The following is a 6,407-nucleotide window of genomic DNA, read 5'->3' as shown; positions in this document are numbered from 1 at the left end:
CCATTCCGAACAGAGCAGTTAAGCCCGTTAGCGCCGATGGTACTACATACCGTGGAAGAGTAGGTCGCCGCCTTCCTTATTTTAAAACCCTTCATTACAAACGTAATGAAGGGTTTTTTAGTTTATAATAAGTTAGTTATAACCAAAAAAATCTGCATAAATTCAATTATGCAGATTCCTGTTTTAAATGATTGAATAAATATCTATATCAACCCGGCTCTCTCGAGAAGAGCCTTTGGATCTGGTTCTTTACCTCTAAACTTCTTATAGAGCTTCATAGGTTCAATAGTTCCTCCCTTTTGTAGTATGTTTTCTTTATACTTTTTAGCTACTATCTCATCAAATATTCCATTTTCTTTAAAATACTCAAAAGCATCCGCATCTAAAACTTCTGCCCATTTATATGAATAATATCCAGAACTATATCCACCTTGAAAGATATGACCAAAAGCAGTACTCATACAGTTATTATTTACTTCAGGTAAAAGTTCAGTGGATCGAAAAGCTTTGTCTTCGTGCGCTTTTACATTAGTTATATCTTCAGTCTTATCTACAGCATGCCAAGCCATATCCAATTTACCAAAACTAACTTGTCTCGTGGTTTGAAGACCTTCCATGAAGTTGGATGATTTCTTAATCTTATCTATATACTCTATAGGTAGTATTTCGTTGGTTTCGTAGTGTTTTGCAAAAAGCTCCAATGCTTTTTCTTCATAACACCAATTTTCCATTAATTGACTTGGAAGTTCTACGAAATCCCAATACACTGAAGCTCCAGAAAGTGAAGGATATGCTGTGTTTGCGTTCATCGCGTGAAGTGCATGGCCAAATTCATGGAACAGTGTAGTTACTTCATTGAATGTTAAGAGTGATGGTTTATCTTTCGTTGGTTTTGTAAAATTGCAAACTATCGAAACCTGAGGTCTCTCCTCTACACCTTCGTAATTTGATTGATCTTTATAAGTAGTCATCCAAGCACCGTCTCTCTTACCTGCTCTTGGATGAAAATCTGCATATAATGTAGCTAGATATTTATCTTCTTCATAAACTTTATAAGTAACTACATCTTTGTGGTAAACATCTAAAGTGTCAACCTTTTTAAAACTTAGATTGAATAATTTAGAAGTGATTTCAAACATTCCATTAATTACCTGATTTAATTCAAAATAAGGTTTTAAGGTTTCTTCATCAAGATCAAATGTTTTTTGCTTAAGCTTTTCTGTATAATAGGCTTTATCCCATTTCTGAAAATCATCAAGACCATCAGTATCCATAGCAAAAACCTTTAGTTCTTCAATTTCTTTTTTTGCTACAGGTAAAGATTTGTCAAGTATATCATCGAGAAATATTTCTACATTGTCTATACTTTTCGCCATCCTTTCTTCAAGAACAAAATTAGCGTGAGATTTAAATCCTAAAAGCTGAGCTCTTTCTAATCTTAGCTTCACAATCTCTAAAACATTTTCTTCATTATTAAACTCATTATCCTTAAATGCTTTGGATCCAAAACCTAAGAACATCTGTTTTCTTAGATTTCTGTTTTTTGCAAACTTCATTACTGGTATGTAGGTTGGAAAATCTAATGTAAGAATATAACCTTCTTCACCTTTGTCTTTGGCAATTTCTTTAGCTGACTCTTTTACAGCTTCAGGTATGCCTTCTAATTCATTTTCATCAGAAATATATAGTTGAAAATTATTGGTTTCAGCTAGAACATTTTCTCCAAATTTTAATGAAGTTAAGGATAATAATTTATCAATTTCTCTCAGTCGGGCTTGCTTTTCCTTATCTAAATTGGCTCCATTTCGTGTAAAGTTTTTATAAATCTTTTCAAGCAACATGATCTGCTCTTCAGTTAAATCATGATTTGATCGATCATCAAAAACTTTCTTGATCTTTTTAAATAATTCTTTATTCAGTAGTAAGTCATTATTGAATTCACTTAATAATGGAGATATTTCCTGAGCTAATTTCTGAATTTCAGGATTTGTTTCAGCTGAATTTAAATTGAAAAAAATACTAGCAATTCTACCCAATTGATTTCCTGAAAATTCTAAAGCTTCAATTGTATTCTTAAAAGAAGGTGATTCAGAATTAGCTACTATAGAGTCAATTTCTTCTCTAGCTTCTTTTAAACTTTTTTCGAAAGCAGGTTTGAAATGCTCTGTTTTTATTTTTGAAAATGGTGGATGATCAAATCTTTCTAGTAACGGGTTTACTTCTACCATAAATATATTTTAATTTAACTTTTTTCTTCTTTATTGAAGTAGACGAGATAATAAAACATCTGTCGGTCTTCATCCCATCCTTTTTCGATGAACTTTTCTGCACTATCACCACTCACAAAGTCCATCTTGATCTGAATATTGGTATCCAGATTTATTACACTTTTAATTTTCTTGCGAGCAGCGGTGACTGCTGTATTTGATATTGGAAAGTCTGAAAGGTCCTCAACCTTATATTTTGGTGCCTTCTCTGTTTTGTAATTTTGAAATTCAGGTTCTAAAGCTGGGTTTTCAAGTACATCATTTAAAAAATTTTGTTCATTAAAATTATCATTGGAAGCAAAGTGGTTCATAGCTTTATTCATGAAGAGCACTTCCTGCTGTTTGTCTTCTGCTGGAAGCACAACGTCTTTCGCAAAATTCTCACAGAACTTTAAATATTTCTTGGTGTAGAAGTTTTCATCTTCAAAAAAATCCACCTGAAGAAATTGCTCTAGCCAATATTTGGTATCATATTTATTGGAATCAACAGATAATATCTTGTAACCGTTTTCTTTTTCAGTATTAAAAATTAAAGCGCCTTTATCCAATTTATTCAGATAAACACCTTGTTGTAGAATTACGTCAAGGTTGTTTTGTTTCTCCTCAAATTGAAGAAAATCGTGTTTCAACTCAGATTTGAAAATTCCAACGGCTGAAACTTTCTCATTGTCAATGAGCATATTTTCAAAATAAACGACATAAACTTCACCACCTTTAATGTGTTGATGTTTGGATTCTTCAAAAAGCAAACGGGTTATTTTCTTTGAAATCTCATGACTTTCCAACGGATTGTTAAAAATATCGGTAGCTAAATTGTAAAGTTGATGAAATTCTAAATCGGTGTCATGTACGAAGTGATAGTAGTTTTCTTCTTTATCCCTAAACGACTTTAGAAAATATTCTTTGATGAGCGGTTTTAATTCATCAGAAAGCTCGTGAGCCTCTTCTGAAATAAATAATGATTCATTTCTGCTTTTATTACCAACCCGATGTATGGACATGCTCTCAATCTGAGCACTGAATAAGTTTATCATATATTAAGTATGTGTTTATCTATTTTTGATACTTTACTGTAATTAATTCCAATTTTCATCAAAATCAAAATCATCTAAATTTTCAAATTCAATATCATCATTAACATCGTCATTATAATCGTCTAATTCTTCGGCTTCAAATTTCTTTTCGGGAGGCGACTCAGGCAATTGACCTTGAGCAAACATAAGGTTTGGGTAATCTTGACCGTCTTCAGGTTCTGCAATATCAGCCAATTCTACATAAAACGTCCACATGCTGAAAAAGTCGTAGACATAAATCATTTTGGTGTTTTCTCTTGAGAATACAGAATCCAAACTGGTTTCGTTCATCATATTCACATCTCCTTGTCCATCGCTCATGTCGAAAAGCAGGTATTCTTCACCTTGATTCCATTCTTCATCACTGTTGTAGAAAGATGCCATTTCTGTGCCATCAAATCCAAATGCCTGAGCAATAGAATTGTGTAGGTCTTCGAGAGTGGAATCATCTTTTATTTCAATATCTCTTATAACGTCATCTAAAGTATCAAAGACAACTCTATATTTATAAATCATAATTTTTACGTTTTCGAAATTAATTTTGCTTCAAAACTTTGCATTAAAATATAAAATTGAATTCCAAATAGCAAAGCTGCAAATACCAAATGTAAAGGTTGAGTAAGATATGGGAAATCAAAATAAAACATGGCAATTCCTGTTAAGATCTCGATGATTAAAATAATCATCATCCAATTAGTGAGCTTAAATCCTAGATTCCTCTTTTTATTTAACCACCAAATTCCAAGATTGATAAGTAAAACTAAAATAGAAAATGACCTATGTGCATAAAAAACCAGAGTGGGATTTTCCAACCACTCGCTTTTATTGGAATAACCTACTAAGTCAACTTGTTCATCTACAAATTGTCTGACTTGAGTTCCCATTGTCACTTGTATTAGGCTAAGTATAGCCGCAAATACCAAAAGATTTCTGAAGGTGAAGGTGCTTTTCAAGCTTATATTTTCTTCTGAAGATAATTTTAGAATATAAATAAGCAGTGCTACAAGTAGAAGAGCTACCAACATATGTATGGTGATTCTCACAGGAGATAAAACTGAATACACAACTGTAGCACCAAGCCAGGCCTGGAAAAGTAACAAGACTAAGCATAAAATTGAGAATAAAGTCAATTTTTTATTATTCTTCCATTGTCCAAAGGAACTGATGGTCATGATCAAAATCGCTATACCGGATAGAGCGCCTAATAATCTATTAAGGTATTCAATCCAGGTGTGTGCAGCATTAAACTCTGCATAATCATGTTTATCATAATTATTCCAGTGGGTTTGCTCAAAATTGTCTGATGAAGTAAAAGCTTCCTTAGCTACTTTTAGCGATTCGTCAACAATGATAACCTGTCCTTTGAAATATTCATGATCTGGAGCCCATTCCAACTGACTTTCCTCTGTTGGAGGAATGTAGTACCCAAAACATTTTGGCCAATCTGGACAGCCCATACCACTTCCAGTCATTCTCACCACAGCTCCAGCGATTATGACAAGGTATATAATGATAATCGAAGCTTTTATAGATTTTCTGAACACGATTTTTGATTTTGTGCAAAGATAATTTATATCCACTAGTTGGACCACTCATTATAAGTTTTACAAGTTTATTTTGGGAGGTTTTTGATAAATATTAAGCCTGTTGTCTAAAGCCGTAAGATTCACCTTCTTTAAGCATGTATTCAAAAGCTGCATCATATTCATTAGGAATAATTCCATCCAGAATGGCTTCTTTTATTTTTGCTTTAATGTTACCAACTGCCTGACAAGGTTCAATGTTGAAAGTTTCCATAATTTCATTACCAGAAACAGGGGGTTGGAAATTTCTAACTTTATCTCGTTCTTCAACTTCTTGGATTCTACCCCGTACCAGTTTGAAATTGTTGTGGTACTTTGTATAACGTTTTGGATTCTTGGTAGTAATATCTGCCTCACATAGCGTCATTAAATCTTCCAGGTGTTCACCTGTATCATGAACAAGTCTTCTTACTGCAGAATCTGTCACGTCTTCATCAACGATAGCAATTGGTCTGGAACTCAGCAAAACAAGTTTTTGGACAAACTTCATTTTGTCATTCAACGGCAATTTCAATCGTTTGAAAATTTGATATACCATTTTGGAACCTTTGAATTCGTGCCCATGAAATGTCCATCCAATCTTCTTGTTAAACCGTTTAGTAGGTGCTTTTCCTACATCGTGCAACAGGGCAGCCCAACGTAACCAAAGATTGTTGGTTTCTTTAGAAATGTTATCCACTACTTCTAGAGTGTGCCAAAAGTTATCTTTGTGTTTTTGACCATCGATTTCATCAATCCCTTCAAGATTTGTTAGCTCCGGGAGTATTCTCTTAAGTAAACCTGTGTCATGAAGTAATTTTAAACCGATAGATGGCTTTTCTGATTCCAAAATTTTATTCAACTCAGTGACGATGCGTTCCTTGCTAACGATATCTATTCTTGTAGCATTTTCTTGAATAGCTTTCAAAGATTGAGGTTCAATAACAAAATTTAGCTGGGAAGAAAATCGAATAGCTCTTAGCATTCTTAAAGGATCATCAGAATAAGTCACTTCCGGATCCAGAGGTGTTTTAATGAGTTGATTTTTAAGATCTTGTAAACCGCCAAAAGGGTCCAGAAGTTTGCCGAAATTGGATTTATTCAGTTGAAGTGCAAGTGCGTTAATTGTAAAGTCTCTTCGATTTTGATCATCCTTTAGGCTTCCTCGTTCAACTTCCGGATTTCTACTATCTTCAGAATAAGATTCTTTTCTAGCTCCGACAAATTCCACTTCCAGGTCAAACACCTTTAGCATGGCTGTACCATAAGTCTTGAATACTTTAACGGGTGGTTTTCCAGGAAGTTTTTCAGATACTTTTTTGGCGAGTTCTATACCACTACCTACAGCAACTACATCTATATCTTGAGCCTTTCCTCTTTTCAAAAAAAAGTCCCTTACGAAACCACCTATAGCATATGCTTCTATATCTAGTTCGTCGGCAGCTTCAGAAAGGAAATTGAATATTTTATGTTGTAAAGCTTCTTGGTAATAAATCTCTGACATA

5 protein-coding genes and 1 rRNA gene are annotated in these 6,407 nt (G+C 33.6%); 1 reads left to right on the top strand and 5 read right to left on the bottom strand.

The genetic code is table 11. The features are described from left to right. Window positions 1-76, top strand: a 5S ribosomal RNA gene (rrf, locus tag LB452_RS13710); the annotation flags it as partial. A 127-nt stretch (window positions 77-203) separates the two neighbouring features. Here the strand turns inward: rrf and LB452_RS09535 are convergent. The 5 genes from LB452_RS09535 to LB452_RS09515 form a co-directional block, all read right to left on the bottom strand. Then, window positions 204-2,228 (bottom strand): M3 family metallopeptidase, encoded by a 2,025-nt coding sequence (locus LB452_RS09535; RefSeq protein ID WP_224461511.1) that lies wholly within the window; start codon window positions 2,226-2,228, stop codon window positions 204-206. Window positions 2,229-2,242: 14 nt separating this feature from the next. Then, the gene (locus tag LB452_RS09530; protein ID WP_224461510.1) at window positions 2,243-3,301 is read right to left on the bottom strand and encodes a nucleoid-associated protein; all 1,059 of its coding nucleotides are present in this window, start codon (window positions 3,299-3,301) and stop codon (window positions 2,243-2,245) included. 42 nt (window positions 3,302-3,343) lie between these two features. Continuing rightward, window positions 3,344-3,856 carry a plasmid pRiA4b ORF-3 family protein gene (locus LB452_RS09525; protein ID WP_224461509.1) on the bottom strand — a complete coding sequence of 171 codons (513 nt, stop codon included), beginning with the start codon at window positions 3,854-3,856 and terminating at the stop codon, window positions 3,344-3,346. Between the two features lie 5 nt (window positions 3,857-3,861). Then, window positions 3,862-4,884 carry a COX15/CtaA family protein gene (locus tag LB452_RS09520; RefSeq protein WP_224461508.1) on the bottom strand — a complete coding sequence of 341 codons (1,023 nt, stop codon included), beginning with the start codon at window positions 4,882-4,884 and terminating at the stop codon, window positions 3,862-3,864. Window positions 4,885-4,978: 94 nt separating this feature from the next. Next, window positions 4,979-6,406, bottom strand: a complete 1,428-nt coding sequence (locus LB452_RS09515; RefSeq protein WP_224461507.1) for a CCA tRNA nucleotidyltransferase — start codon at window positions 6,404-6,406, stop codon at window positions 4,979-4,981. Window position 6,407 lies beyond the last annotated feature (1 nt).

Source organism: Psychroflexus longus, assembly GCF_020164595.1.
GTDB classification, from domain to species: domain Bacteria; phylum Bacteroidota; class Bacteroidia; order Flavobacteriales; family Flavobacteriaceae; genus Psychroflexus; species Psychroflexus longus.
Note: the sequence above shows the minus strand (reverse complement) of the source record. Positions and strands in the feature narration are given on the sequence as shown.